At 58.6% G+C, this 681-nt stretch carries 1 protein-coding gene; it reads left to right on the forward strand.

The window, feature by feature from the left end; translation table 11 throughout:
• On the forward strand, positions 1-425 hold a 425-nt coding region (locus tag AX724_RS02760; protein WP_156447980.1), incomplete at its 5' end, for a transposase.
• Between the last annotated feature and the right edge of the window lie 256 nt (positions 426-681).

Consider the following 681-nt stretch of genomic DNA (forward strand, 5'->3'; position numbering starts at 1 on the left):
AGTCTACCTTCCCATGCCGAGAGAAAGCGGTTCGCCTTGAGCAGCTGAAGGGCATTGGTCCGAACAGCGCGGCAATGTTGGTTGCTGAGGTTTTTTGCCGAAAGTTCGAAAGCCGACGACACGTCGCGGCCTTCCTTGGGTTAGCTCCGGCGCCCTTCGCCAGCGGCGACGTGTCGCGTGATCAGGGCATCAGCAAAGCCGGTAACCGAAGCACACGTGTGCAGATGGTGGAACTTGCCTGGTGTTGGTTGAAATATCAGCCAAGTAGCGAACTGACCGTTTGGTATCGCAACCGGTTCAAAGGCAACGGCGCTCGCGCGGCAAAGGTGGGGATCGTTGCGCTCGCCCGAAAATTGTTGATCGCGCTTTGGCGCTTTGTGGAGACCGGTCTGGTCCCTCAAGGTGCCGAGCTCCGCGCCGCCTGATGCCTATGTTGCAACAGGCTCGATAAGGCGACGCGGATTGGTGTGATGCGTGACCGGGAAAGTTGATGGCGCCTGAAAACGCCCAGTAGTAGTTTGGTCCGCATCCGCCTTTGCTCGATCCGGGGATGTGAATACGGATTATGGTGCGCGGGAACGGCCGCGACCGGATACAAGTCTATGCACGGATAGTGCATCAGCTGACCTCGGAACGAATGAAGCCAATCCTTGAGCATTGCGTGTGGGGGCCCCCAACGCG

Origin of the sequence: Sphingobium sp. CCH11-B1, assembly GCF_001556865.1 — a bacterium.
In the GTDB taxonomy this organism is placed as follows: domain Bacteria; phylum Pseudomonadota; class Alphaproteobacteria; order Sphingomonadales; family Sphingomonadaceae; genus Sphingobium.